This is a genomic window from Enterobacter genomosp. O (assembly GCF_001022965.1).
Lineage (GTDB): Bacteria > Pseudomonadota > Gammaproteobacteria > Enterobacterales > Enterobacteriaceae > Enterobacter > Enterobacter cloacae_L.
Genome location: NZ_LECZ01000027.1, coordinates 79,533 through 105,658, shown reverse-complemented (window position 1 = coordinate 105,658; position 26,126 = coordinate 79,533). Strand labels below are relative to the sequence as shown.

Below are 26,126 nucleotides of genomic sequence, written 5' to 3'. Positions count from 1 at the left end.
ATAGGGATAAGTATGTTGTAACTAAAGTGAGGTGTTTTAAAAAATCACTGCCCGTCGAGGCCGCGAATTGGCTTAATGGTGGACCATGCGCGGCAGGAAGGACAATGCCAGTAGAGCGTATAGGCGGTAAAACCACACTTCTGGCAACGATAGCGCGGTTTGCTTCGCACCTGCTCGCCAACCATGTCGCGCAGCACCATCAGGCTTTCTTTGGCGCGCCCTTCTTCAGCGTCGTTTAGGTGATAATCCATCAGCTTATGGAATACCCGCATGGTCGGGTGGCGCTGCAGCTGTCGGGTAATATACACCTGCGCGGTGTCGCTTCCCTCATACTGCTCAACCACGTCTGAGAGCATCAGTTCCGCGGTTGCCCCGGTATTCTCTTCTACGCAGCGGCGCAGGAATGCCACCCACTCTTCCTGCTTGCCCAACTGTTGGTAGCAGGTTTGCAGCATTTCCAGCGTTTCACTGACCAGCTCTTTGTCCTGATCAATGACGCGCAGCAGGCTTTCAACGGCTTTGGCGTAGTCGCCACTCGCCATAAAGACGCGCCCCATCATGATGGAGATACGTGCGCTGTTGCGGTCTGCGGCGGCCCCTTTCTTCAGCAACGCCATAGCTTTGTCCATGTCGTCATTGCCCATCTGCTGAAGGGCAAGCTCGCAGTAGAAATGAGCTATCTCAACGCGCTGTTTATCTTTACCCAGCTTCACCAGTCGTTCAGCCGTATCAATGGCTTTCTGCCAGTCGCTGGTGGCCTGATAAATCTGCAGCAGCTGCTGCAACGCACCGATACGGAAATCCGTTTCATCCACCAGCTGCGAGAACATATCTTCAGCGCGGTCGTACAGCCCAGCAGCCATGTAATCACGCCCCAGCTGCTGTACCGCAAGGAGACGCTGATCGTAGGTCAGCGAGGCGCTTTCCATCAGGGTCTGGTGGATACGAATGGCGCGATCGACCTCACCGCGCGAGCGGAACAGGTTACCCAGGGTGAGATGCGCTTCAACAGTACCGGTATCCTCTTTCAGCATGTCGAGGAACAGATCTACCGCTTTGTCCTGCTGATTGCTCAGGAGGAAGTTTACCCCCGCCACGTAGTCGCGGGAGAGACGATTGGCCTCATCCTGTTTTGTTTGTTGCGCACTTCTGCGGCCCATATACCAGCCATAGGCTGCGGCGACAGGCAAAAGCAGAAACAACAACTCCAGCATAGTCGATTATTCCTTCACGACCGGCACACCGGAGCTTTCCGGAATGTCGGACGCAGGCGCAATGTTATTTTCGAGTCGTTTAATTTTACGTTCAGCGCGCGCAAGAGAGACACGGACTTTTAACCAGAACAGACCGCAAACCAGCCAGCCAATGGCAAAGCCCGCAGCAAATAAGACCGCCAGCAGGCTCGACACGCGATACTCGCCCTGAGCCAGCAGATAGTTAAACGTCACCTGTTGATCGTTCTGTGCACCCAATGTGACTGAAATGACAAAAATCGCCAATACCAGTAAGAAAATGAGTAAATATTTCACATTACTTCCCGTTATGTGGTTCAAGCGAATAAAGTGTGTTCAACTCACCGCAATCAGCCTTATAAACTACCATTTTAGTGACGGGCGCGAAACGGAAAAAGTAACGCGCCAGCCATGGATTTATGGGCAAAATACGGAATATCAACCGTCAGGCGTCGCTTTGCTCCCTTTCGGCTATTTCTTCTTTCTCTACTGGCGGTGGCGTTAGCGGGCCGCAGAATCGTTCAGCAAGCCAGGTCGCCAGCGTCACCAGCAGCCATGAAATAAGCGTAGCGACAACCAGGTCCCGCGGCCAGTGCATACCCAGCAGCAAGCGGCTGCCCATCACACCTGTAGCCCAGACCAGTAAAATCGCGATAGTGACCGTCCGACGTCTTGGCCAAAGCAGCCCAACCCCCAGTAACGCCCAGCTGGCCGCAAACATGGTGTGACCGGAAGGAAACGCGAACCCCGTCTCCTTTTGCCAGTGCTTACGCAAAAACTTCGGGATATCCTGCTGTTCCGAAAGCTGTTCTTTTACCAATGCCCCGCGATCTTTACGCTTTAAATTGTAGAACTCATCTACCGGAACATGATGCGCTTTTTCCAGCCAGACGACAAAAGGACGCGGTTCCTGAACGCGATCTTTCACCCAGGACTTTACGCCCTGGCCAATAACAATGGCAGCAGCGAGGATCGCAAAAAGCGTTAGCGCCGCGCGCAGACGAAAGCGCAAACACCACAGGAACCAGGCGCAGAGGAGTACGTGGGTAATGATCCCCCACGGCTGAGTGACCGTTTCCGTTATCCAGTATAACGATTTCAGCCACGTGGCGTTCTGCCCGGGCTGCCACATCCACCCCGAGGCCCATACGGCCAGAGGCATAATCAGTAAAATGGCCGCACCTGCTGCCGTACGTCTGGCGATCGAAAGCATGTCTTCTCCTTTTTCGCTAAGCGCCACAATCATAACTGAAATTTATTCGCTGGGTGGAGATGTCGGATCGTGCGTTTAACGTTCATATAGCGTGGCGCCCATTAGGCGAACATGCTGAGCTTGTGGCAAAATGAACTGATACAGAAAGCAAAACAGGGCAAAGACGCGAAACGTGTCAGCCTACTCTGGAGAATCACATGCAGCTTAAACGTGTGGCAGAAGCCAAACTGCCAACCCCATGGGGCGATTTCCTGATGGTCGGATTTGAAGAACTGGCAACCGGACAGGATCATGTCGCGCTGGTGTACGGCGACATTTCAGGGCAGACGCCGGTGCTGTCCCGCGTACACTCAGAGTGTCTTACCGGCGATGCGTTGTTCAGCCTGCGCTGTGATTGCGGTTTCCAGCTGGAAGCGGCCCTTTCTCATATTGCTGAAGAAGGTCGCGGCGTGCTGCTTTACCACCGTCAGGAAGGCCGTAATATTGGTCTGCTGAATAAAATCCGCGCTTACGCGCTTCAGGACCAGGGCTACGATACGGTTGAAGCGAACCATCAACTCGGTTTTGCCGCTGACGAACGTGACTTCACCCTGTGTGCCGATATGTTCAAGCTGCTGGGCGTGGATGAAGTTCGCCTGCTGACCAATAACCCGAAAAAAGTGGAGATCCTGACCGAAGCCGGGATCAATATCGTTGAGCGTGTCCCGCTGATTGTCGGCCGTAACCCGAAAAACGCCCACTATTTAGATACCAAAGCGGCCAAAATGGGCCATCTCCTGAACGAGTAAACGTTAAAAGCCCGGCACGGGTGCCGGGCTCGCTTCATCAATCCAGCATCTTGCGAATCACATAATGTAAAATGCCGTCGTTCTGGTAATAGGTCAGCTCGGTTGCCGTATCAATACGACACCGGCATTCCAGCACCTCGGTTTTCCCGTCAGCCCGCGTTAACTTCACCGGCACCGTTTTACCCGGCTTCAGGTTTTGCAGATCGCTGATATCAATCTGCTCTTCTCCGGTCAGGCCCAGCGTTTTGCGCGTCACGCCCTGCGGGAACTCAAGCGGCAGGATCCCCATACCGATCAGATTCGAGCGGTGAATACGTTCGAACGATTCGGCGATAACCACACGAACGCCCAGCAGGCGCGGACCTTTCGCCGCCCAGTCACGGCTTGAGCCGGAACCGTACTCCTTGCCAGCGATCACCGCCAGCGGCGTTCCTTCCTGCTGATATTTCACGGCCGCATCATAAATCGACACGACTTCCGTTCCCGGCAGATGGCGCGTCATGCCCCCTTCAATACCCGGTACCATTTCGTTACGAATGCGGATATTGGCAAACGTGCCGCGCATCATGATTTCATGGTTACCGCGGCGCGAACCGTAGGAGTTAAAATCACGGCGTTCCACCCCCCTGCTTTGCAGATAGCGGCCTGCCGGGCTATCGGCTTTGATACTCCCCGCCGGAGAGATGTGGTCGGTCGTGACCGAATCCCCCAACATCGCCAGGATGCGCGCGCCGTGGATATCCTTAAGCGGTGCCGGCTCGGCCAGCATCTCATCAAAGAACGGCGACAGACGGATATAGGTCGAGTCATCCTGCCAGTCATAGGTATCCGAACCTGCGAGGTTAATGGCTTTCCATTCCGGCGTACCTTCAAAGACTTCCGCATACTCTTTGCGGAACATTTCGGTCGAGACCTTTTCAACGGCCAGCGCGATTTCACGCGATGACGGCCAGATATCTTTCAGGTAGACAGGGTCATTCTTGCGATCGTGACCAATCGGATCGGTCACCAGGTTGATATTCATGTTCCCTGCCAGGGCGTAGGCCACCACCAGTGGCGGCGAGGCGAGCCAGTTGGTTTTTACCAGCGGATGAATTCGCCCTTCAAAGTTTCGGTTACCGGAAAGAACTGCACCAACCGTCAGATCGCCCTGCTTGATCGCAGTTTCAATGGGTTCAGGCAGCGGACCGGAGTTACCGATACAGGTCGTACAGCCGTAGCCCACGAGGTTAAAGCCCAGTTCGTCGAGGTACGGCGTCAGCCTGGCCTGGGCCAGGTAATCCGACACCACCTTGGAGCCCGGTGCCAGCGAGGCCTTGACCCACGGCTGAGGTTTTAGCCCAAGCTCTACCGCTTTTTTGGCCAGCAAACCGGCCGCCATTAACACGCTGGGGTTCGAGGTGTTGGTGCAGGAGGTAATGGCTGCGATAACCACCGCCCCGTCCGGAAGCTGATACTGATGACCGTTCAGAACATAGTCGATGGGACGATGGTCTTTCTTCGCTACGTTCACTTCCAGCTCATTGCTGGCTGCGAACGCTTTCGGCACGTCAGTCAGCGCAACCCGATCCTGAGGACGTTTAGGCCCGGCGAGGCTCGCCTCGACGCTGCCCATATCGAGCTCAAGCGAACTGGTGAAGACCGGTTCGTCACCCGGGTTTCGCCACATGCCCTGCGCTTTGGTATACGCCTCCACCAGCGCCACCTGCTCTTCGCTACGACCGCTAAGGCGCATGTACTCCAGCGTGACGTCATCGATAGGGAAAAAGCCGCAGGTTGCGCCATATTCCGGCGCCATATTGGCGATGGTGGCGCGGTCGGCCAGCGGCAGCGAATCCAGTCCGTCGCCGTAAAACTCAACAAACTTGCCTACCACCCCATGCTTGCGCAGCATCTGGGTGACGGTGAGCACCAGATCGGTAGCGGTAATGCCTTCAGACAGTTTACCGGTCAGCTTGAAGCCCACCACATCAGGGATGAGCATGGAAACCGGCTGGCCGAGCATGGCGGCTTCGGCTTCAATACCGCCGACACCCCACCCCAGCACACCCAGACCGTTGATCATGGTGGTATGGGAGTCCGTACCCACCAGCGTATCCGGATAAGCCACCCACTCTTTATCCTGCAGTTCACTCCAGACGGCTTTCCCCAGATATTCGAGGTTAACCTGGTGACAAATACCGGTACCCGGTGGAACCACGCTAAACCGGCTGAACGCCTGTTGCCCCCACTTCAGAAATACGTAGCGCTCGTGGTTACGCTCCATCTCCAGACGCACGTTCTCACCAAAGGCATCATCGTCGCCGAAGTGGTCAACGGTGACGGAGTGGTCAATGACGAGGTCAACAGGGGAAAGTGGATTCACTTTTGCCGTATCACCGCCGAGACGCTTAACGGCTTCGCGCATCGCGGCTAAATCAACCACGGCAGGAACCCCGGTAAAGTCCTGCATCAGGACCCTTGCCGGGCGGTAGGCAATTTCTCTGTCGGCATGGGCATTCTCAAGCCACCCGGCCAGCGCCTGGATATCGTCGAGGGTGACGGAGTCACCGTCCTGCCAGCGCAACAGGTTTTCCAGTAAAACTTTCAATGACTTGGGTAAACGCGAAATGTCCCCAAGCGTTCTGGCAGCCAGCGGCAGGCTGTAGTAATGCCAGGTTTTATTTTCTGCCTGTAATGTGTCCTTACTGGCTTCGCGTAGGGTTAACGACATAAGCTCCTCCTTAATCACAGAGATGCCCTGACAAACATCAGGGCTGTAATTAAAGATAACACAAAGATGTCGTAACGTTTTGATAACAACCCGAATTGATAAATTTCGGATTGGTCCAGAGGAGAGAAACAAAAAACCCCGCCGTAGCGAGGTTTTACAATTTAGTGGAGGGCCAACCAGATGAGCTGACTCCAGAACAGAATCGACACGGTAAAAACGCCGATCCATGACCAGTATTTGTGAGACGTCATGTTATTCATCATAGGGACACCAGGCATTATTTATAAAAAGTTCCGAGGTTAGACCTCAGTGCTATATTGCTGATGTGTATTTATTAAAGAGTACAAAAGTGCAGAGTCGTTATTCACACTATTTGCATCATTACGCAATAAACTAAATTATTGTTTTTTGGGTTCGTCTTCTGCGAACACATCAATAAACGCTTGCTGCTGCGGCGTCAGTTTCCAGGACGCGGGTACAACAGTCGCAGGTGCTTTACGCCCTCTGTGACCATTGTCACGATGCTGACACATCTGTTTTACCGTTGCTGTACGAACCGTCACTGCCATATTTAACCCCAATATTTCCAGGCCAGGAGAGCAACTGCCACCCAAAACAGGGCGGAAACGAGAAAGACCGCCAGCCAGGCTTTACGCTTGAGCGCAGGATCCCTTTGCGGTTCTTCACTTCCTGAAGGCATTGCTAACCTCATACAATCGATATCGCTTATCATTTAGGACCAAACAATTGGTACAATTAATCATCTGTTGAGATAAATCCTAAAGAAACTTTAGCCGAAAAGCCAGTGAATTTACGCACCGGAACCCAGGAAATATTCATTCTTTTGACCAGAAATAAATAATTGAAAAGAAAAATTTGCGTAGCCGTTAATTAGTTTCTACTTTTGTCGCCAATTCACGACATTATAACCACACCAATTAAAAGGATACTGACATTATATGACAGGAAGCGTAGATGAAGATAATTCTAATTTAGCTTTGAGGGGTTATTTCGGTATCTTTCCGTGAGGGAAAGATACCGGGTGTGATTATTTTGCAGGGAGTTTGATATCTTTAAACATCTCTTCGATATCTTCATTTGAACGTAATGCAACGGCGGTATCAACCACGTCACGCGTTAAATGAGGGGCAAAGCGCTGAATAAAATCATACATATAGCTACGCAGGAAGGTGCTGCGGCGGAACCCAATTTTTGTGGTGCTATGGCTGAAAATATCATGCGCATCAAGGCGCACCAGGTCAGGGTCTGACACCGGGTCGACCGCCATGCTGGCAATAACGCCCACCCCCAAACCAAGCCGAACATAGGTCTTAATAACGTCGGCATCGGTAGCGGTAAAGACAATACGCGGCGTTAATCCTGCCCGGTTAAAAGCCGTATCAAGCTCAGACCGCCCGGTGAAGCCAAACGTATAGGTCACTAAAGGATACTGTGCCAGCTCTTCAATAGTCACCGACCCCTTGCCTGCCAGCGGGTGATCGGGCGTCACGACAATAGAACGGTTCCAGTGGTAGCACGGGAGCATCACCAGATCGTCATACAGGTGAAGGGCTTCCGTCGCGATAGCAAAGTCCGCGTTGCCCTTCGATACCGCCTCCGCAATTTGCGTTGGCGAGCCCTGATGCATATGCAAAGAGACGCGGGGATAGCGCTCGATAAAGCCCTTAATAACGCCCGGCAGCGCATAGCGCGCCTGAGTATGCGTTGTGGCAATATACAGCGAGCCTTTATCCGGCCAGGTATGCTCCCCTGCGACAGACTTAATCGCATCGACTTTAGAGAGGACTTCCCGCGCGATGCGGATGATTTCCTGCCCTGCTGGCGTCACCTGGGTGAGGTGTTTCCCGCTGCGGGCAAATATCTGGATACCTAACTCATCCTCCAGCATACGAACTTGTTTGCTGATGCCCGGCTGAGAGGTATATAACCCCTCGGCGGTGGAAGAGACGTTAAGGTTGTGATTCACCACCTCAACGATATAACGAAGCTGCTGTAATTTCATGCCAGACCATCCGATTTAGCGCACGCGGTCAATCGCTTAAGACGATTTAATAATAAAAAACAGGTTAACTATAACCACTATATCATTTATAGCCTGACTGTATAGTACGGAACAAAAAATAATAACAAGGCAATAAAAAAGGGCCGGAAGTCCGGCCCTTTTACAGGTAAGTTACGGTAAGGGAAGATTATTTCTTGCCTTCAACCCATTTGCCATCGACAAAGAAGGCTGACCATCCGGTCGCTTTGCCCTCTTTTTCTGCCGCAACATACTGCTGCTTGGTTTTACGGCTAAAGCGTACCACGGTTTTGTTGCCTTCCGGATCCTGCTGCGGTGCATCGGCCAGGTAACGCAGTTTCTCAGGCAGACGATCGCGGAAACGATGCAACTCTTCGACCAGCGGCGCGCGCGTTTCACGCGATTTCGGGAAGGTGTTGGCGGCCAGGAAGACACCCGCAGCGCCGTCACGCAGCACGAAGTACGCGTCGGATTTCTCACACGGCAACTCAGGCAGCGGAACCGGATCTTCCTTCGGTGGCGCCACTTCACCGTTACGCAGAATTTTACGCGTGTTTTTACACTCGTCGTTAGTGCACGCCATGTACTTACCGAAACGCCCCATTTTCAGGTGCATTTCAGAACCACACTTCTCGCACTCCACAATCGGGCCGTCATAGCCCTTAATGCGGAACTCACCCTCTTCAATCTCATATCCATCACACGTTGGGTTATTACCGCACACGTGCAGTTTACGTTTTGGATCGATCAGGTAACTGTCCATTGCCGTGCCGCATTTTTTGCAGCGACGTTTGGCACGCAGAGCGTTTGTTTCTGCATCGTCACCTTCCAGCACATTGAGAACTTCATTCTCAGGCACCAGGTTGATGGTGGTTTTGCAGCGCTCTTTTGGCGACAGCGCGTAGCCGGAGCATCCGAGGAAAACGCCCGTCGTGGCAGTACGGATCCCCATCTTACGGCCACAGGTTGGGCACTCGATGCTGGTCAGTACCATCTGGTTAGGCAGCATGCCGCCCTCTTCAGGATCTTTCTCCGCTTTTTCAAGCTGGTCGGTAAAGTCGCTGAAGAAGCTATCGAGTACCTTTTTCCACTCCGCCTGGTGGCTGGCGACCTGGTCGAGGCTGTCTTCCATTTGCGCGGTGAAATCGTAGTTCATCAACTCGCGGAAGTTGGCTTCCAGACGGTCAGTGACGATCTCACCCATTTTTTCCGCATAGAAACGACGGTTTTCAACACGTACGTAGCCACGGTCCTGAATCGTCGAGATGATGGATGCGTAGGTTGACGGACGACCGATACCGCGTTTCTCCAGCTCTTTCACAAGAGAGGCTTCGCTAAAGCGCGCAGGCGGCTTGGTGAAGTGCTGAGCCGGGATCAGTTCAACCAGAGACAGTTCGTCACCTTTGTTAACCGCCGGCAGCGTTCGGTCTTCATCGCCTTTACGCAGCGCTGGCATGACTTTCGTCCAGCCGTCGAAACGCAGGATACGACCGCGCGCCTTCAGGCGGAAATCACCTGCACCGACGGTCAGCGTAGTGGAGTCGTACTGCGCTGGCGTCATCTGACACGCTACGAACTGGCGCCAGATCAGCTGATACAGCTTCTGGGCGTCGGCTTCCATATCTTTCAGCGATTCGGCTAACACAGAGACATCGGAAGGACGAATCGCTTCGTGCGCTTCCTGAGAGTTCTCTTTGCTGGCGAACTGGTTAGCAGTTTCCGGCAGATATTTCTTACCGAAATTGTCACCAATGTAACCGCGCACCATGTTGACCGCGTCCTGGCTCAGGTTGGTTGAGTCAGTACGCATATAGGTGATGTAACCCGCTTCATACAGGCGCTGGGCCATCATCATGGTTTTCTTCACGCCATAGCCCAGACGCGTGCTGGCAGCCTGCTGCAGCGTCGAGGTAATAAACGGCGCACCAGGCTTACTGCTGGTCGGTTTGTCTTCTCGTTCCAGTACCTGATAGCGAGCTTTTTCCAGCAGCGCTACGGCGGCCATGGTCTGGTCGCGGTTTTCTGGACGGAAAGGCTTGTCGTTCTGGTGGCTTACCTGCAGCGGCAGAGCGTCACCGCCCGGCGTGGTCACATTGGCATCGACTTCCCAGAACTCTTCCGGCACGAAGGCTTTAATTTCGCGTTCACGCTCAACAACAAGGCGCACAGCGACAGATTGCACACGACCTGCGGACAGCCCACGGGCAATCTTCTTCCACAGCAGTGGAGAGACCATGTAACCCACTACACGGTCCATAAAGCGACGTGCCTGCTGTGCGTTTACACGGTCGATATTCAGCTCGCCCGGCTTTTCAAAAGCCTGACGAATCGCATTCTTCGTAATTTCGTTAAACACTACACGGCTGTAGCGTTTGTCATCACCACCGATCACTTCCCGCAGGTGCCACGCAATGGCTTCCCCTTCGCGGTCGAGGTCGGTTGCGAGATAGATGTGGTCTGCTTTTTCAGCAAGCTGCTTCAGCTCGTTAACGACTTTTTCTTTCCCGGGCAGCACTTCATATTGTGCATCCCAGTTGTGCCATGGGTTAACACCCATGCGGTTGACAAGCGCGCTACGTTCATCCTTTTTAGGCTTTTTAGCCCCTTTGGTGGAGGTAGAGTCTGCGCTCTTTTTGCTGGCTGAGCCACTGGTCGGCAAATCGCGGATATGACCGACGCTGGACTTAACCACGTAGTCATTACCCAGATACTTATTGATCGTTTTGGCTTTTGCCGGGGACTCAACGATGACGAGAGCTTTACCCATATTCACCTTTACCTAATTTAATTCTTCCAGGAATACGCCGCACGTTGATTTCCCTTCCGCTGACGACGAGCCAATGATATTGCGACTGCGTCAGGAGATATCAACCCCTTTGTCTTACTGAGCGTCAAACAAAAAACGCCCAGGTGATTGAGTTTTCGGGTATTTTTCTCACATCTCGTGTAATTCGTGACGAATTCCAGGTCGAATGTCAAGCAATTCTGTTGCCAGAATGACGAAAGCGCACACTCTACCTGATAAAATTCGTTACGCAACTTTATTAGCATGCAAAAGCAAATCCTGCCAGCCGGGTCCCGCTACCTTACCCCCTCACATTACAGGGAAAATTTGCCCCCAAAGCGCCCTCGGCGTAGACTATTGTCACTGTTTAAGGAGTGGATTATGCAGAATACGACCCAACCTATTGACCGAGCCTCTCTGCTTATCGAAGCAAACAAGCTTATCCGTGACCATGAAGATACGCTGGCGGGCATTGAAGCCACCGGCGTAGAGCAGCGCAATGGGGTGCTGATTTTCAGCGGCGAATACTTCCTTGACGAACAGGGGTTACCGACCCCGAAAAGCACCGCCGTATTTAACATGTTTAAATACCTGGCACATACGCTTTCAGAGAAATATCACCTGGTCGATTAATGCAAAACGCGAGGCATATGCCTCGCGTTTTTGTTTACAGCAGCGGTTTTTGTCCGCGCTGCAGCCAGCGGAGCAGCAGGCGGTCCGCACTCTCTGCCGCACTGTTGGTAAAGCGGTCCAGCAGTCGCTTACGCTGGGTGAAGCGCACACCAACCAGCTCCCGGCCTTCCATCAGGTTGAGCAGCAGGTCATCGCTGGTCCCGACTTCATCCACCAGCCCTTTCTCCTGCGCCTGGACCCCGTACCAGTGCTCACCCGTCGCCACCTGTTCGATATCAAGCGTCGGGCGCATCCGGTGCACAAAGTCTTTAAAGAGGTGATGCGTTTCGTTGAGGTCTTCACGGAATTTTTGACGCCCTTCTTCCGTATTTTCGCCCAGCAGCGTCAGGGTGCGTTTGTACTGGCCCGCCGTGTGAAGTTCGATATCAATCTCTTTATTTTTCAGGAAGCGGTTAAAGTTCGGTATTTGTGCGACCACGCCGATTGAACCAATAATGGAGAACGGCGCGGCAACGATTTTGTCCGCCACACAGGCCATCATATACCCCCCGCTCGCCGCCACTTTATCCACGGCAACGGTCAACGGGATCTGTTTTTCACGCAGGCGCTGCAGCTGCGAGGCGGCCAGCCCATAGCCATGAACTACACCGCCCGGGCTTTCAAGACGCACAACAACCTGATCCTGCGGGGTCGCCACGGCCAGAACGGCGGTGACCTCTTCCCGCAGAGAGGAAACTTCATGCGCATCCATACTGCCTTTAAAATCGAGCACGTAAACGCGTGGCGCGGCCTTCTCCTGCGGTGCATTGAGCTTCGCTTTTGCCTTTGCCGCTTTGGCATCCTGTTTATGCTTTTTCTTCTGTGCTTTCAGCCACAGTTTCTGTTGATGACTATCAAGCAGCGCCAGAGACATCTCTTCCTGCATCTCTTTATACTGTTCGCTCAGGCGGGTGATACGTAACTCCCCACGCTGACGCTTACGCTGCGTCAGGTTGACAATCAGAACGGCAATCACCGCAATGGCAATCACCACCGTCGCGATTTTGGCCAAAAACAACCCATATTGAGAAAGTAATTCCACGCGTTCCACCTTGATTTAACCACGAATCTTTCACGGCAGTGTACAACAGCCCCGCCCATGCGTCTCGCTCGTGACATTACCTCTGCGAGCCGCCTTCAGGAATCCCCGGCGTGTAGTTTAAATATTTGCAAATTGTTAATTTTACAGTAATGCGTCCTGTAGACTGATTGAATTCTCATGCTAATTCGGGCATAAAGCCGAAAAGTCATTATAAAGGTGCCACTGCATCACCGGGCACCTGAGGAGCCACCGTGCATTATCAACCGCAAAAAAATCTGCTGCAGAACCGGATCATTCTTGTCACCGGTGCCAGCGATGGGATTGGCCGCGAGGCAGCCCTGACCTACGCCGAGTACGGCGCGAACGTTATTCTGATAGGGCGCAACGAAGATAAACTGAAAAGCGTCGCTCAGGAGATTGAGGCCGCATACGGCACTCCGGTTCCGTGGTATACGCTCGATTTACTGACCTGCACGCCCGCGGAGTGCCAGGAATTAGCCCGACGCATCAGCACCCACTATCCACGGCTCGACGGCGTGCTGCATAACGCCGGCCTGCTTGGAGAGGTGCGGCCAATGGATGAACAAGATCCGGATATCTGGCAGCAGGTGATGCAGGTTAACGTCAACGGCACGTTTTTCCTCACGCAGGCATTGCTTCCTTTATTACTCAAATCCGAGTCAGGCTCCCTGGTCTTTACCTCCTCCAGCGTAGGCCGCGAGGGGCGCGCAAACTGGGGCGCATATGCCGTATCAAAATTCGCCACCGAAGGCATGATGCAGGTGCTGGCGGAGGAGTATCAGAGCCGCCATCTTCGCGTGAACTGCATTAACCCGGGCGGTACGCGCACCAAAATGCGCGCCAGCGCGTTCCCGAGCGAAGATCCGCAGAAGTTGAAAACTCCGGCAGATATTATGCCGCTCTATCTCTGGCTGATGGGCGACGACAGCCGCCGCAAGACCGGGATGACCTTTGACGCCCAGCCGGGCCGTAAACCGGGAATTTCGCAATGAGTGAAGAACGTCATCAGCAGCGCCAGCAGCGTCTTAAAGAACAGGTCGATGCACGCGTCGCGGCAGCGCAGGACGAGCGCGGGATCGTCATCGTGTTTACCGGCAACGGCAAAGGGAAAACCACTGCCGCGTTTGGTACCGCCACCCGCGCGGTCGGCCATGGGCAGAAAGTCGGCGTTATCCAGTTTATCAAAGGCGAATGGCCCAACGGCGAGCGAAATTTACTTGAGCCTCACGGCGTTGAGTTTCAGGTGATGGCGACCGGGTTTACGTGGGACACGCAGAACCGGGAAACCGATACCGCAGCCTGTCTTGCCGTCTGGGAGCACGCCAAAAGGATGCTGGCCGACCCCACGCTGAATATGGTTCTGCTGGATGAGATAACGTACATGGTCGCCTACGATTATCTGCCGCTGGAGGCCGTGCTGACAGCCCTGAATAACCGCCCAGCGCATCAGACGGTTATCGTCACGGGGCGCGGGTGTCATCGGGATATTCTGGAGCTGGCAGATACCGTCAGCGAGCTGCGTCCGGTGAAACACGCCTTCGATGCGGGCATCAAAGCGCAAATCGGGATTGATTACTAAAAAAAAGCCCGGTCACTGACCGGGCTTTCGTTTTTAACCGTTGTTGTTACGGCTTCCGGAGCGGCGGTTGCTGCTCACCTGGCTGTGGCGCTTCACCGCACGGCGAATCTGATTCGCCTTCATGCGACGACGATCTTTCTCCACCGCCACTTTAGAGGTGGTTTCTGGCGTCAGGCCAACCAGTTCGCGCAGGTAGTTAGTTTGCGTCAGATCCAGTTCGGTATAGCCACCGCGCGGCAGACCTTTTGGCAGCAGAATGTCGCCGTAGCGGACACGGATCAGACGGCTAACCTGGACGCCCACCGCTTCCCAAAGACGACGCACCTCGCGGTTACGGCCCTCGGTCAACGTAACGTTGTACCACTGGTTAATCCCTTCCCCACCGGTAAATTTGATGGTTTTGAACGCCGCAGGACCGTCTTCCAGCTGAACGCCGCGCGACAGATCGCGCAGTTTATTCTCATCAACCTGGCCAAATACACGCACGGCGTATTCGCGCTCCACTTCACGGCTCGGGTGCATCAGACGGTTCGCCAGTTCACCATCGGTGGTAAACAGCAGCAGACCGCAGGTGTTCACGTCCAGACGACCTACGGCAATCCAGCGAGCGCCACGCAGTTTTGGCAGACGGTCAAACACCGTCGGGCGACCTTCCGGGTCGTTGCGGGTGCACAGCTCGCCTTCCGGCTTGTAGTAAGCCAGCACGCGGCAGATCTGCTCAGCGGACTCTTTCACGGAGATAAGATGACCGTCGATGCGGATCTTCAGCCCCGGTACGATTTCTACGCGGTCGCCCAGCGTGGCGATTTTACCGTCCACACTCACGCGGCCCGCTTCAATAATGGCTTCGATTTCACGGCGTGAACCGTGGCCGGCGCGCGCCAGCACTTTCTGTAACTTCTCGCTCATTGAGCTTCCTCAGGTGTCGCCTTCACAGGCGTCTGGTGTACTTTCAAAACAAAGAGTTAGTGTAAAAACAACTTAACTCACTGATATGTCGACATTTCATGGTGCACAGCATGGCAAACAATATGCCACACAGAATGATTCGTGGGCGGACATACTACACTAACTTTAGACTAAAAGATTCAACAAGTTTTGTGCGTCTGAGTCTCGGTATTGATAGCTAAAACAAGCTAACCCTTCGAAACAAAGTAGTGTTGAATCAAACCAATCTTTTTCGCCAGAGGTAAAAGGAATTATTCGCGAGGTAGCCAAAAATAAAACGCGTGCTAATGCTGACTCTGGCACCACCTTATTAGCATAAAATACCCCATTTCATGCATAATCATTCAATGCTAGCATGCGTGTTAAACGTTGAGTTTTTCGGAGGTGACAATGCTGGACATAACAAACTTTGGGCTTTTTGCCCTGTCTGTTTTTCTCCTTTCCGTAACACCAGGGCCTGACATGGCCTACGTGATAGGTCAAAGTGTAGCTAACGGAAGGCGAGCGGGGATCATCTCTGCTGCAGGCGTGGCTTTAGGTAGCTGTACCCATGCTGTTGCAAGTGCAGTGGGATTAACGGCATTGATTACAGCTTCTCCACTGATGTTCACCCTCATTAAGTATCTTGGAGCGGCTTATCTAATGTATCTTGGCAGTAAGATGGTTTTGGGAACATTCGCAAAACAAACCGTCAATCACCGTGAAGCTGAACCAGTGAAGACAAAATCTACTCTCACGAATCTGCTTTCTAAAGGCTTTATTACAACCTTAACCAATCCGAAGGTGCTCTTATTTTTTATCTCCTTCTTCCCCCAGTTTGTTTCACCAGGGGGTGAACATCACACCACTTCTTTCCTGATTCTGGGTATGGTCTACGCGCTGATAGCATTTTTGACTGATACCGCTTTTGCTGTTCTTGCAGGCAGTGCCGCCGGTGCAGTTTCTCAGAATAGAAGATTGCAGAAAATACTGGATCGAATCGTTGGCGTAACATTTATAGGGTTAGGTCTACGCCTGGCATTGACTCGCCGTTGAGAATAAAGGGGCATTTGCCCCCTTATTCCTTAGGTTTACAAGAAAGGCTTTACGTCGCCCACGCCTTCACGAATCACTTCCGGGGCATCTTCGGTTAAGTCGACGACGGTGGTCGGCTGCTGACCGAGATAGCCGCCGTGGATAATCAGCTCGACCACCTTCTCCAGACGATCTTTGATCTCTTCCGGATCGGACTCGGTAAACTCACTTCCCGGCAGCATCAGCGAGGTAGAGAGCATCGGTTCACCGAGGGTTTCCAGCAGCGCCTGCGCAATCGGGTTCGACGGCACGCGCATGCCGATGGTTTTACGTTTTTCCTGCAACAGACGACGCGGCACTTCCTTTGTCCCTTTCAGGATGAAGGTGTAATTACCCGGCGTATTGTTCTTAATCAGGCGAAACGCCACGTTATCGACATAAGCGTAGGTCGACAGCTCTGAAAGGTCTCGGCACATCAGGGTAAAATTATGGCCGTCCGGCAGCTGGCGAATACGGCAAATGCGTTCCATTGCCCCTTTATCTTCAATTTTGCAGCCCAGCGCGTAGCCTGAATCGGTCGGGTAGACAATCACGCCGCCTTTGCGGACGATCTCCACGGCCTGGTTAATCAGGCGCGGCTGCGGGTTATCCGGATGGATATAGAAAAACTGACTCATACTTCCCTCTCTTCAATTTGCTGCGGCTGTTCCCAGAGCTGCCAGACCGGCTCAACGCCAGCGGGCAACCAGAGCTTGCGCCCCAGTTCAATCCAGGCGCAGGGCTGATGGAAATCAGACCCTTGTGACCCAAGCAGGCCAAACTGGCGGGCATAGGTCACGAGCTGCGCACGCTCGTTGGGCGCCTGCTGACACTGGGCGACTTCCATCGCCTCACCGCCGCATTCGGCAAAGTGTGCCAGCAGTCTTTTCAGCCATTTAGCAGAAAGATTATACCGTCCCGGATGGGCCAGCACGGCCTTACCGCCAGAATGATGAATCACATCAATAGCTTGTTTTATTGTACACCACTGTGGCGGAACGTATCCGGTTTTCCCCCGTGCCAGATACTTTTTAAAGACATCCGCCATGGTCGTTGCTTTGCCTGCCTCAACCAGAAAACGGGCGAAATGGCCGCGAGTCACCGCCCCGCCGTTCGCCATCTTCTGCGCGCCTTCCAGCGCGCCCGGAATATGCGCCTTTTCCAGACGCTCGCCGATCATCTCTGCACGCTGGTTGCGGCGCGTTTTTTGTTCTTGCAAAAACGCACGAAGTGCCGGATGTTCTATATCGATGTTCAGGCCAACGATATGAATTTCGTGGTTTTCCCAGAGCGTGGATATCTCGACGCCGGGCACCAGATTCAGCGCCAGCCCGCTGCGGGCAATTTCGGCCCGCGCCGCCGGAATGGCATCTGTCGTATCGTGATCGGTTATCGCCAGCGTGCCAACACGCATTTCAACGGCACGATGAACCAGATCTTCGGGTGTCAGTAGGCCATCAGAGGCCTGAGTATGGCTGTGTAAATCATAAATAATGGCGTAGGTGGTATCGCTCAAAGCACTTCCCATAACAGGTTGGAGACATCCGAAACCACCATGATACCGACTTAACGCGAAATTCTGAAATCAAGGGTTGACAATACGCCATCGAACTAGTTAACTAGTACGCAAGTTCACACGAGAAAGGTATCTGAAAATGACAGCACATTTCACTCTGCACGGTTGGTGGCGTACTTCCTGATCTTCGGGCAGTGTCACGCGTCTGCGAAATGCAAACAGATACCCAGCCCGCTACCAAGCGGGCTTTTTTTTGAACAGAAAATGAGAACAACATAATGCAAACAGCCAAACCACACCTCGAATTGCTGACCTGCGAGGCGGCCTATCGTCACAACCCTACTGCCCTGTTTCATCAGGTGTGCGGTGCCCGTCCAGCGACCTTGCTGCTGGAATCTGCGGATATCGACAGCAAGGACGATCTCAAGAGTCTGCTGCTGGTTGATAGCGCACTGCGCATTACCGCGTTAGGTGATACCGTCACGATCAAGGCGCTGTCGGACAATGGCGCATCGCTGCTGCCGCTGCTGGATGCCGCTCTGCCTTCAGGTATTGAAAATGAACGCCACCCGGAAATGCGCATTCTGCATTTCCCGGCGGTCAGCCAGCTGCTGGACGAAGACGCGCGGCTCTGCTCTCTTTCCGTTTTCGATGCCTTCCGCCTGCTGCAGAATCTGGTCACCGTGCCGGCAGAGGAACGCGAAGCGATGTTCTTTGGCGGACTGTTTGCTTACGACCTGGTTGCCGGTTTCGAAGATTTGCCTGAAACGGAACAGGGTAACCGCTGCCCGGATTACTGCTTCTATCTGGCTGAAACCCTGCTGGTGATCGACCATCAGAAAAAGTACACCCGCATTCAGGCTAGCCTGTTCACGCCGTCCAGCGCGGAGAAAGAACGCCTCGAACACCGTATCGCCCAACTGGAACAGCAGATGCGCGAAGCGCCACCTGCGCTGCCGGTGCAGCGCGTGGAAAAAATGACATGCGATGTAAACCAGACTGACGATCAGTACGGTGCCGTCGTTCGCCAGATGCAAAAAGCGATTCGTGCCGGGGAAATTTTCCAGGTTGTGCCGTCCCGTCGCTTCTCACTGCCCTGCCCGTCCCCGCTGGCGGCCTACGACGTGCTGAAGAAGAGTAACCCAAGCCCGTACATGTTCTTTATGCAGGACAACGAATTCACGCTGTTTGGCGCATCGCCGGAAAGCTCGCTGAAGTATGACGCCACCAGCCGCCAGATTGAGATCTACCCGATTGCCGGAACCCGTCCACGCGGGCGTCGTGCTGATGGCTCGCTGGATCGCGATCTCGACAGCCGCATTGAGCTGGAGATGCGTACCGACCACAAAGAGCTCTCCGAGCACCTGATGCTGGTTGACCTGGCGCGTAACGATCTGGCCCGCATTTGCACCCCGGGCAGCCGCTACGTGGCGGACCTGACCAAAGTTGACCGTTATTCGTTCGTGATGCACCTGGTCTCCCGCGTGGTCGGCGAGCTGCGTCACGATCTCGACGTGCTGCACGCCTATCGCGCCTGCATGAACATGGGCACCCTGAGCGGTGCGCCGAAAGTGCGCGCCATGCAGCTGATTGCCGCAGCCGAAGGACGCCGTCGCGGAAGCTACGGCGGCGCGGTGGGCTACTTCACGGCCCACGGTGACCTCGATACCTGCATCGTGATCCGCTCCGCCTATGTCGAAGACGGCATTGCTACCGTACAGGCGGGAGCCGGGATTGTTCTTGATTCTGTTCCGCAGTCTGAAGCTGACGAAACGCGCAGTAAAGCGCGTGCGGTCCTTCGCGCCATTGCAACCGCACACCATGCACAGGAGATTTTCTGATGGCTGACATTCTGCTGCTCGATAATATCGACTCCTTTACCTATAACCTGGCAGATCAGCTGCGTGCGAATGGTCATAACGTCGTTATCTATCGCAACCATGTACCGGCGCAGACCCTGATTGACCGTCTGGCAACCATGCAAAACCCGGTGCTGATGCTCTCCCCGGGGCCTGGCGCACCGAGCGAAGCGGGCTGTATGCCCGAGCTGCTGACCCGCATGCGCGGCAAGCTGCCGATTATCGGCATCTGCCTGGGCCATCAGGCCATCGTTGAAGCCTACGGCGGCTACGTCGGCCAGGCGGGCGAGATCCTGCACGGTAAAGCGTCCAGCATCGAACATGACGGCCAGGCGATGTTTGCCGGGCTGCCAAATCCGCTTCCGGTTGCGCGCTACCACTCGCTGGTCGGAAGCAACATTCCCGCCGGGCTGACCATTAACGCCTCGTTTGAAGGGATGGTGATGGCGGTGCGTCACGACGCTGACCGCGTCTGCGGCATGCAGTTCCACCCGGAATCGATCCTGACATCCCACGGCGCCCGTCTGCTGGAACAGACCCTGGATTGGGCGTTACAGAAGCTGGAGCAGACCAACACCCTGCAGCCAATTCTGGAAAAACTGTACCAGGCGCAGACCCTGAGCCAGCAGGAGAGCCACCAGCTCTTCTCCGCGGTGGTTCGCGGCGAGCTGAAGCCTGAGCAGCTGGCGGCCGCGCTGGTGAGCATGAAAGTGCGCGGCGAAAGCCCGCAGGAGATCGCCGGCGCCGCCACGGCCCTGCTGGAAAATGCCGCGCCGTTCCCGCGCCCGGACTATCAGTTTGCCGATATTGTCGGCACCGGCGGTGACGGCAGTAACAGCATCAATATCTCCACCGCCAGCGCCTTCGTGGCGGCGGCGTGTGGTTTGAAGGTGGCGAAACACGGTAACCGCAGCGTTTCCAGCCGGTCAGGCTCGTCTGATTTGCTCGCCGCATTCGGTATTAATCTCGATATGAACGCCGAGCGTTCCCGTGAAGCGCTGGATGACCTGGGCGTCTGCTTCCTGTTTGCACCGAAGTATCACACCGGTTTCCGCCACGCGATGCCGGTTCGCCAGCAGCTTAAAACCCGCACGCTGTTTAACGTCCTGGGGCCGCTGATCAACCCGGCTCACCCGCCGCTGGCGCTGATTGGCGTCTATAGCCCGGAGCTGGTCCTGCCGATTGCAGAAACGTTGCGCGTCCTGGGCTACCAGCGTGCTGCCGTGGTGCACAGCGGCGGTATGGATGAAGTGTCGCTGCATGCCCCGACGCTGGTGGCCGAACTGCGGGACGGTGAAATTCTGAGCTACCAGCTGGACGCTGCCGACTTCGGCCTTGCGCCGTATCATCAGGAAGCGCTGGCAGGCGGTACGCCGGAAGAAAACCGTGACATTCTGACGCGCTTATTACAAGGTAAGGGTGAGGTCGCCCATGAGGCCGCCGTTGCTGCCAACGTCGCCATGCTGATGCGTTTGCACGGTGAGGAAGACCTGAAGGCCAACGTTCAAAAAGTTCTGGATGTACTGCGCTCCGGTGCAGCTTACGATCGCGTTACCGCACTTGCGGCAAGAGGGTAAAGAATGCAGACCGTTTTAGCGAAAATCGTTGCCGATAAGGCCATCTGGGTGGAAGCCCGCAAGCAAAAGCAGCCGCTTGCCAGTTTCCAGAACGACGTCGTCCCGAGCAGCCGTCGTTTCTATGACGCCCTGCAGGGTGCGCGCACCGCGTTTATTCTTGAGTGCAAAAAAGCGTCCCCGTCTAAAGGCGTTATTCGTGACGATTTCGACCCGGCGCGTATTGCCGGTATTTATAAGCATCATGCGTCAGCCATCTCGGTGCTGACGGATGAAAAATATTTTCAGGGCAGCTTCGATTTCCTGCCGATCGTCAGCGGCATCGCGCCGCAGCCGATCCTGTGCAAAGACTTTATTATTGACCCGTATCAGATCTGGCTGGCGCGTTTCTACCAGGCTGATGCCTGCCTGCTGATGCTCTCGGTGCTTGATGACGAACAGTATCGCCAGCTCGCTGCCGTCGCGCACAGCCTGAATATGGGCGTGCTGACCGAAGTAAGCAACGAAGAGGAGCTGGAGCGCGCCATCCAACTCGGGGCCAAAGTGGTCGGGATCAACAACCGCGATCTGCGCGATCTGTCGATTGACCTCAACCGCACGCGCCAGCTGGCGCCGCGCCTGGGTCCGGGCGTAACCGTTATCAGCGAGTCCGGGATTAACAGCTACGCCCAGGTGCGCGAGCTGAGCCACTTTGCCAACGGTTTTCTGATTGGCTCCGCCATGATGGAGCATGACGATCTCAATGCTGCCGTGCGCCGCGTGCTGCTGGGTGAAAACAAAGTCTGCGGCTTAACCCGCGAACAGGATGCTCAGGCCGCGTATGAAGCAGGTGCCATTTACGGCGGACTGATTTTCGTGGATACCTCCCCTCGGGCGGTGAGTGGAGAGCATGCGCGTAAGGTGATCGCCGCGGCCCCTCTCAGCTATGTCGGCGTGTTCCGCAATGCGGATATCGCAGAGGTCGTAGCAAAAGCCGAGGCGTTATCTCTGAGCGCGGTGCAGCTCCACGGTGGCGAAGATCAGGCGTATATCGATGCCCTGCGTACCGCTCTCGCGCCTCAGGTGCAGATCTGGAAAGCACAAAGCGTCGGCGATACCTTGCCCGCGCGAAACCTGAACCATGTGGACAAATACGTCCTCGATAACGGCCAGGGCGGCACGGGTCAGCGATTTGACTGGTCACTGCTTAACGGCGAAAAGCTGGACAACGTCCTGCTGGCGGGTGGATTAAGCCCGGATAACTGTGTAGAAGCCGCCAAAACCGGCTGCGCAGGCCTTGATTTCAATTCAGGCGTAGAGTCCCAACCCGGCATAAAAGATGCCAGCAAACTGGCCTCAGTGTTTAAAACTCTGCGTGCATATTAAGGAAGAGAAGATGACGACATTACTTAACCCGTACTTTGGTGAGTTTGGTGGGATGTACGTCCCGCAAATCCTGATGCCCGCGCTGCGCCAGCTGGAAGAAGCCTTTGTCAGCGCGCAGAAAGATCCGGCGTTTCAGGCTGAATTTACCGACCTGCTGAAAAATTACGCAGGCCGCCCAACGGCGCTGACCAAATGCCGTAACCTGACGGAAGGCACGAAAACCACGCTGTATCTGAAGCGTGAAGACCTGCTGCACGGCGGTGCCCATAAAACCAACCAGGTTCTTGGCCAGGCGCTGCTCGCAAAGCGTATGGGCAAAACCGAAATCATCGCTGAAACCGGCGCGGGCCAGCACGGTGTCGCCTCTGCGCTCGCCAGCGCCCTGCTCGGCCTGAAGTGTCGCATCTACATGGGCGCGAAAGACGTTGAGCGTCAGTCTCCAAACGTGTTCCGCATGCGTCTGATGGGCGCCGAAGTGATCCCGGTGCACAGCGGCTCCGCCACGCTGAAGGATGCCTGTAACGAAGCGCTGCGCGACTGGTCTGGCAGCTATGAGACCGCGCACTATATGCTGGGTACCGCTGCGGGTCCGCATCCGTTCCCGACCATCGTGCGCGAATTCCAGCGCATGATCGGTGAAGAAACCAAAGCGCAGATCCTCGAAAAAGAGGGTCGCCTGCCGGATGCCGTTATCGCTTGCGTTGGCGGCGGGTCTAACGCCATCGGTATGTTTGCCGATTTCATTGACGACACCAGCGTGGGCCTGATTGGCGTTGAACCCGCCGGCCACGGGATTGAAACGGGTGAACACGGCGCGCCGCTGAAGCATGGCCGCGTGGGGATCTACTTCGGTATGAAAGCGCCAATGATGCAGACCGATGAAGGCCAGATTGAAGAGTCTTACTCTATTTCTGCCGGTCTCGATTTCCCCTCTGTTGGGCCACAGCATGCCTTCCTGAACAGCACCGGTCGTGCGGATTACGTTTCCATTACCGATGACGAAGCCCTGGAAGCGTTCAAAACGCTGTGTCGCAGCGAAGGGATCATCCCGGCGCTGGAGTCTTCGCACGCGCTGGCGCATGCGCTGAAAATGATTAAAGAAAACCCGGAAAAAGAACAGCTGCTGGTGGTGAACCTTTCCGGTCGCGGTGACAAAGATATCTTCACCGTTCACGATATTCTGAAAGCACGAGGGGAAATCTGATGGAACGCTACGATAACGTATTTGCAGAGCTGAAATCCCGCCAGGAAGGCGCGTTCGTTCCCTTCGTCACCCTGGGCGATCCGGGCCCGGAACAGTCGCTGAAGATTATCGATACCCTGATTGAAGCCGGCGCTGATGCACTGGAGCTGGGTATTCCGTTCTCTGACCCGCTGGCGGATGGCCCGACCATTCAGAACGCGACGCTGCGCGCATTTGCTTCGGGCGTGACGCCAACCCAGTGTTTCGAGATGCTGGCCGCGATCCGCCAGAAGCACCCGACCATTCCTATTGGTCTGCTGATGTACGCTAACCTGGTGTTTAACCGCGGCATCGACGAATTTTATGCCGAGTGCGCGCGGGTGGGCGTCGACTCGGTGCTGGTAGCCGACGTGCCGGTTGAAGAGTCCGCGCCGTTCCGCCAGGCGGCGATGCGCCATAACGTCGCCCCGATTTTCATCTGTCCACCAAATGCTGATGACGAACTGCTGCGCCAGATTGCCTCTTACGGACGCGGGTATACCTACCTGCTCTCCCGCGCGGGCGTGACCGGCGCTGAGAACAAGGCGGCGCTGCCGCTGCATCATCTGGTGGAAAAGCTGGCTGAATACCACGCTGCACCTCCGCTGCAGGGCTTCGGGATTTCATCTCCCGATCAGGTCACCGCGGCGATTGAGGCGAAAGCGGCAGGTGCGATCTCCGGCTCTGCTATCGTCAAAATCATCGAAAAGAACGTAGACAAGCCGGAGCAGATGCTGGCCGAGCTGAAAGCGTTCGTCAGCGGCATGAAAGCCGCGACGCGCAAAGTATAACCCTTCTACCGTCTGGCATTTCAGCCAGACGGTTCCCCTTTCGTGCCCATCATCACCAAAGGATTAGGTCAAAATTGATCCTGTCGATATTTTCGGTGTGAATGGCTTTTCAACCCTTGCCATAAGCGTATTATCTGGTCTCTTTTCAGTATTAACCTTCTGAGTTCAGAGGCTTATTCATGTCATGGCACTACTTCAAACAGACTTACCTGGTTAAGTTCTGGTCACCTGTCCCGGCCGTCATTGCGGCAGGCATTCTTTCTACTTACTACTTCGGCATTACAGGCACCTTCTGGGCAGTTACCGGCGAGTTCACCCGCTGGGGTGGGCAACTGCTGCAACTGGCTGGCGTACATACCGAAGAGTGGGGGTACTTTAAACTCATTCATCTGGACGGTACGCCGCTAACCCGCATAGACGGCATGATGATCATCGGCATGTTCGGCGGCTGTTTTGCTGCTGCACTGTGGGCAAATAACGTCAAGCTCAGGCTGCCCAAAAGCCGGATCCGCATTTTGCAGGCGATTGTCGGCGGCATCATTGCCGGATTCGGTGCGCGCCTGGCGATGGGGTGTAACCTTGCCGCCTTCTTTACCGGGATCCCTCAGTTTTCGCTGCATGCCTGGTTCTTTGCTGTCGCTACGGCCATCGGCTCTTACTTTGGCGCTAAATTTACCCTTCTGCCACTGTTTCGTATTCCCGTCAAAATGGTCAAAGTGAGCGCCGCGTCGCCGCTTACGCAAAGGCCCTCTCAGGCGCGTCGCCGTTTCCGCCTCGGTATGTTGGTCTTTTTCGCTATGGTGGCATGGGCGCTGTGTACGGCCATGAACCAGCCAAAACTCGGTCTGGCAATGCTGTTCGGCGTGGGTTTTGGCCTGCTCATTGAACGCGCGCAGATCTGCTTCACCTCCGCGTTTCGCGATATGTGGATCACCGGCCGCACGATGATGGCGAAGGCGATTATCGCCGGGATGGCTGTCAGCGCCATCGGGATTTTCAGCTATGTTCAGCTAGGCGTCGAACCGAAAATCATGTGGGCCGGTCCTAACGCGGTTATTGGCGGTCTGCTGTTTGGCTTCGGAATCGTGCTGGCCGGCGGGTGTGAAACTGGCTGGATGTACCGCGCCGTTGAAGGTCAGGTGCACTACTGGTGGGTGGGCCTGGGGAATGTTATTGGCTCAACGATCCTGGCGTACTTCTGGGACGCTCTCTCTCCGGCGCTGGCTACTAGCTGGGATAAGGTCAACCTGCTAAGCACTTTCGGTCCGCTCGGCGGCCTGCTGGTCACCTATGGCCTGCTGCTTGTCGCTTTTTTACTGGTTGTCGCGCAGGAGAAACGGTTCTTTCGTCGTGCCACCGTCAAAACTGAAACGCAGGAGAATGCTGCATGAAAGATATCGTGCCTGACTACCGCCTGGATATGGTCGGTGAACCTTGCCCTTACCCGGCCGTCGCTACGCTTGAAGCGCTCCCGCAGCTTAAAAAAGGTGAAATTCTGGAAGTGGTGAGCGACTGCCCGCAGTCCATTAACAACATTCCGCTGGATGCCAAAAATCACGGCTACACCGTGCTGGACATCCAGCAGGATGGCCCGACCATTCGCTATTTGATTCAAAAATGATCGCTGAAGGCCTCGTAAGGGGCCTTTATCGCTTTGAATTGTAAGGCGTCTTGATCCACGGCAAAACCCAAACCTTCGACTTAAGTAAAAT

At 54.9% G+C, this 26,126-nt stretch carries 26 protein-coding genes and 1 other annotated feature; of the genes, 13 read left to right on the top strand and 13 right to left on the bottom strand.

Annotation, left to right across the window (positions count from 1 at the left end; all coding sequences use genetic code 11):
- Nucleotides 1-44: 44 nt before the first annotated feature.
- The 3 genes from lapB to pgpB form a co-directional block, all read right to left on the bottom strand.
- Nucleotides 45-1,214: a lipopolysaccharide assembly protein LapB gene (gene lapB / locus ABR39_RS19425; protein ID WP_047348269.1), complete on the bottom strand. Its 1,170-nt coding sequence runs from the start codon at nucleotides 1,212-1,214 to the stop codon at nucleotides 45-47.
- A 6-nt stretch (nucleotides 1,215-1,220) separates the two neighbouring features.
- On the bottom strand, nucleotides 1,221-1,529 hold the full coding sequence (locus ABR39_RS19420) for a LapA family protein (protein ID WP_023312067.1): 309 nt from the start codon (nucleotides 1,527-1,529) through the stop codon (nucleotides 1,221-1,223).
- 148 nt (nucleotides 1,530-1,677) lie between these two features.
- The gene (pgpB, locus tag ABR39_RS19415; RefSeq protein ID WP_047348268.1) at nucleotides 1,678-2,445 is read right to left on the bottom strand and encodes a phosphatidylglycerophosphatase B; all 768 of its coding nucleotides are present in this window, start codon (nucleotides 2,443-2,445) and stop codon (nucleotides 1,678-1,680) included.
- A 197-nt stretch (nucleotides 2,446-2,642) separates the two neighbouring features.
- Between pgpB and ribA the strand changes: the two genes are divergently transcribed.
- A complete protein-coding gene (gene ribA / locus ABR39_RS19410; RefSeq protein WP_047348267.1) occupies nucleotides 2,643-3,233 on the top strand; it encodes a GTP cyclohydrolase II in 591 nt (196 codons plus the stop codon).
- Between the two features lie 37 nt (nucleotides 3,234-3,270).
- Here the strand turns inward: ribA and acnA are convergent, their stop codons facing one another.
- The 6 genes from acnA to topA form a co-directional block, all read right to left on the bottom strand.
- Nucleotides 3,271-5,946 (bottom strand): aconitate hydratase AcnA, encoded by a 2,676-nt coding sequence (gene acnA, locus ABR39_RS19405; protein WP_047348266.1) that lies wholly within the window; start codon nucleotides 5,944-5,946, stop codon nucleotides 3,271-3,273.
- Nucleotides 5,947-6,107: 161 nt separating this feature from the next.
- Nucleotides 6,108-6,206, bottom strand: coding sequence for a small membrane protein YmiC (ymiC, locus tag ABR39_RS26260; protein WP_032623144.1), 99 nt, complete (start codon nucleotides 6,204-6,206; stop codon nucleotides 6,108-6,110).
- A gap of 138 nt (nucleotides 6,207-6,344) precedes the next feature.
- Nucleotides 6,345-6,515 carry a hypothetical protein gene (locus ABR39_RS26015; protein WP_048339061.1) on the bottom strand — a complete coding sequence of 57 codons (171 nt, stop codon included), beginning with the start codon at nucleotides 6,513-6,515 and terminating at the stop codon, nucleotides 6,345-6,347.
- Nucleotides 6,516-6,517: 2 nt separating this feature from the next.
- On the bottom strand, nucleotides 6,518-6,658 hold the full coding sequence (locus ABR39_RS24235; RefSeq protein ID WP_216689425.1) for a YmiA family putative membrane protein: 141 nt from the start codon (nucleotides 6,656-6,658) through the stop codon (nucleotides 6,518-6,520).
- Nucleotides 6,659-6,994: 336 nt separating this feature from the next.
- Complete coding sequence (gene cysB, locus ABR39_RS19400) at nucleotides 6,995-7,969, bottom strand: HTH-type transcriptional regulator CysB (protein WP_006175683.1); 975 nt, start codon at nucleotides 7,967-7,969, stop codon at nucleotides 6,995-6,997.
- 187 nt (nucleotides 7,970-8,156) lie between these two features.
- Nucleotides 8,157-10,754: a type I DNA topoisomerase gene (topA, locus tag ABR39_RS19395; RefSeq protein ID WP_047348265.1), complete on the bottom strand. Its 2,598-nt coding sequence runs from the start codon at nucleotides 10,752-10,754 to the stop codon at nucleotides 8,157-8,159.
- A gap of 399 nt (nucleotides 10,755-11,153) precedes the next feature.
- Here topA and ABR39_RS19385 point away from each other — a divergent pair, with 399 nt between their 5' ends.
- A complete protein-coding gene (locus ABR39_RS19385; RefSeq protein ID WP_023312072.1) occupies nucleotides 11,154-11,405 on the top strand; it encodes a YciN family protein in 252 nt (83 codons plus the stop codon).
- Nucleotides 11,406-11,439: 34 nt separating this feature from the next.
- On the opposite strand, the gene sohB is transcribed toward ABR39_RS19385, so the two are convergent.
- The gene (gene sohB, locus ABR39_RS19380) at nucleotides 11,440-12,486 is read right to left on the bottom strand and encodes a protease SohB (protein ID WP_047348263.1); all 1,047 of its coding nucleotides are present in this window, start codon (nucleotides 12,484-12,486) and stop codon (nucleotides 11,440-11,442) included.
- 251 nt (nucleotides 12,487-12,737) lie between these two features.
- Here sohB and ABR39_RS19375 point away from each other — a divergent pair, with 251 nt between their 5' ends.
- Both ABR39_RS19375 and cobO read left to right on the top strand, forming a co-directional pair.
- Nucleotides 12,738-13,499 (top strand): YciK family oxidoreductase, encoded by a 762-nt coding sequence (locus ABR39_RS19375; RefSeq protein ID WP_047348262.1) that lies wholly within the window; start codon nucleotides 12,738-12,740, stop codon nucleotides 13,497-13,499.
- Nucleotides 13,496-14,086: a cob(I)yrinic acid a,c-diamide adenosyltransferase gene (gene cobO, locus ABR39_RS19370; protein ID WP_047348261.1), complete on the top strand. Its 591-nt coding sequence runs from the start codon at nucleotides 13,496-13,498 to the stop codon at nucleotides 14,084-14,086. The genes ABR39_RS19375 and cobO overlap by 4 nt, the downstream gene beginning before the upstream one ends.
- 33 nt (nucleotides 14,087-14,119) lie before the next feature.
- Here the strand turns inward: cobO and rluB are convergent, their stop codons facing one another.
- Nucleotides 14,120-14,995 carry a 23S rRNA pseudouridine(2605) synthase RluB gene (gene rluB, locus ABR39_RS19365; protein WP_008502809.1) on the bottom strand — a complete coding sequence of 292 codons (876 nt, stop codon included), beginning with the start codon at nucleotides 14,993-14,995 and terminating at the stop codon, nucleotides 14,120-14,122.
- A 429-nt stretch (nucleotides 14,996-15,424) separates the two neighbouring features.
- Here rluB and ABR39_RS19360 point away from each other — a divergent pair, with 429 nt between their 5' ends.
- Complete coding sequence (locus ABR39_RS19360; protein WP_047348260.1) at nucleotides 15,425-16,069, top strand: LysE family translocator; 645 nt, start codon at nucleotides 15,425-15,427, stop codon at nucleotides 16,067-16,069.
- A 35-nt stretch (nucleotides 16,070-16,104) separates the two neighbouring features.
- Here the strand turns inward: ABR39_RS19360 and ABR39_RS19355 are convergent, their stop codons facing one another.
- On the bottom strand, nucleotides 16,105-16,725 hold the full coding sequence (locus ABR39_RS19355) for an L-threonylcarbamoyladenylate synthase (RefSeq protein ID WP_003856793.1): 621 nt from the start codon (nucleotides 16,723-16,725) through the stop codon (nucleotides 16,105-16,107).
- Entirely contained in the window at nucleotides 16,722-17,615 is an 894-nt protein-coding gene (gene rnm, locus ABR39_RS19350; RefSeq protein WP_065365751.1) for an RNase RNM, read from the bottom strand. Before rnm ends, ABR39_RS19355 begins: the two co-directional genes overlap by 4 nt.
- A gap of 127 nt (nucleotides 17,616-17,742) precedes the next feature.
- Between rnm and trpL the strand changes: the two genes are divergently transcribed.
- The 8 genes from trpL to yedF all read left to right on the top strand — a co-directional run bounded on the left by trpL (nucleotide 17,743) and on the right by yedF (nucleotide 26,035).
- The gene (gene trpL, locus ABR39_RS26410; RefSeq protein ID WP_106993556.1) at nucleotides 17,743-17,787 is read left to right on the top strand and encodes a trp operon leader peptide; all 45 of its coding nucleotides are present in this window, start codon (nucleotides 17,743-17,745) and stop codon (nucleotides 17,785-17,787) included.
- Nucleotides 17,764-17,858: a sequence feature (Trp leader region), on the top strand. It overlaps the preceding gene by 24 nt.
- Nucleotides 17,859-17,881: 23 nt before the next feature.
- Nucleotides 17,882-19,444: an anthranilate synthase component 1 gene (locus tag ABR39_RS19345; RefSeq protein WP_047348258.1), complete on the top strand. Its 1,563-nt coding sequence runs from the start codon at nucleotides 17,882-17,884 to the stop codon at nucleotides 19,442-19,444.
- Nucleotides 19,444-21,039 (top strand): bifunctional anthranilate synthase glutamate amidotransferase component TrpG/anthranilate phosphoribosyltransferase TrpD, encoded by a 1,596-nt coding sequence (trpD, locus tag ABR39_RS19340; protein ID WP_047348257.1) that lies wholly within the window; start codon nucleotides 19,444-19,446, stop codon nucleotides 21,037-21,039. The genes ABR39_RS19345 and trpD overlap by 1 nt, the downstream gene beginning before the upstream one ends.
- A gap of 3 nt (nucleotides 21,040-21,042) precedes the next feature.
- A complete protein-coding gene (gene trpCF, locus ABR39_RS19335) occupies nucleotides 21,043-22,401 on the top strand; it encodes a bifunctional indole-3-glycerol-phosphate synthase TrpC/phosphoribosylanthranilate isomerase TrpF (RefSeq protein ID WP_047348256.1) in 1,359 nt (452 codons plus the stop codon).
- A gap of 10 nt (nucleotides 22,402-22,411) precedes the next feature.
- The gene (gene trpB, locus ABR39_RS19330) at nucleotides 22,412-23,605 is read left to right on the top strand and encodes a tryptophan synthase subunit beta (RefSeq protein WP_047348255.1); all 1,194 of its coding nucleotides are present in this window, start codon (nucleotides 22,412-22,414) and stop codon (nucleotides 23,603-23,605) included.
- Nucleotides 23,605-24,414 carry a tryptophan synthase subunit alpha gene (gene trpA / locus ABR39_RS19325; protein ID WP_047348254.1) on the top strand — a complete coding sequence of 270 codons (810 nt, stop codon included), beginning with the start codon at nucleotides 23,605-23,607 and terminating at the stop codon, nucleotides 24,412-24,414. The genes trpB and trpA overlap by 1 nt, the downstream gene beginning before the upstream one ends.
- 179 nt (nucleotides 24,415-24,593) lie before the next feature.
- Nucleotides 24,594-25,805, top strand: a complete 1,212-nt coding sequence (yedE, locus tag ABR39_RS19320; RefSeq protein WP_047348253.1) for a selenium metabolism membrane protein YedE/FdhT — start codon at nucleotides 24,594-24,596, stop codon at nucleotides 25,803-25,805.
- Nucleotides 25,802-26,035: a sulfurtransferase-like selenium metabolism protein YedF gene (gene yedF, locus ABR39_RS19315; RefSeq protein ID WP_006175744.1), complete on the top strand. Its 234-nt coding sequence runs from the start codon at nucleotides 25,802-25,804 to the stop codon at nucleotides 26,033-26,035. The genes yedE and yedF overlap by 4 nt, the downstream gene beginning before the upstream one ends.
- The last annotated feature ends 91 nt before the right edge of the window (nucleotides 26,036-26,126 follow it).